This is a genomic window from Staphylococcus sp. EG-SA-17 (assembly GCF_017151845.1).
GTDB lineage: Bacteria > Bacillota > Bacilli > Staphylococcales > Staphylococcaceae > Staphylococcus > Staphylococcus aureus.
This window is the reverse complement of the sequence record NZ_JACVZO010000150.1, coordinates 1-251: the sequence shown is the minus strand read 5'-3', so window position 1 is coordinate 251 and position 251 is coordinate 1. Positions and strand designations below refer to the sequence as shown.

Sequence of the window (251 nt, the reverse complement as noted above, 5' to 3'; positions counted from 1 at the left end):
CAATCGTTGTTCCTGAGCGTTTGGCTGCTTTAACAATGTGTTGCATCTCTTTTACCGTAGTAATCAGCTTAGTCATTGTTATTAACCTCATTCATAATTTTCTTTTTATACGTATATTCTTCTGATGCAAATGCAATTAAAGCAGAAGGAGCGCATATTACACCATTTATTGAAAAAGCAACGGCAATTGGTATTCCTGTTGTTGCACATTTAGGATTAACACCTCAAAGTGTTGGCGTTATGGGGTATAA

1 protein-coding gene and 1 pseudogene are annotated in these 251 nt (G+C 35.9%); one reads left to right on the top strand and one right to left on the bottom strand.

Features of this window, described 5'->3' with window-relative positions:
• Positions 1-76, bottom strand: a 76-nt coding sequence (locus IDG65_RS14935) for a hypothetical protein (protein WP_241012761.1), incomplete at its 3' end; no start/stop codon positions are given.
• Between the two features lie 44 nt (positions 77-120).
• On the opposite strand from IDG65_RS14935, the pseudogene IDG65_RS14495 reads away from it, so the two are divergent.
• A pseudogene (locus IDG65_RS14495) lies at positions 121-251 on the top strand (3-methyl-2-oxobutanoate hydroxymethyltransferase); the annotation flags it as partial.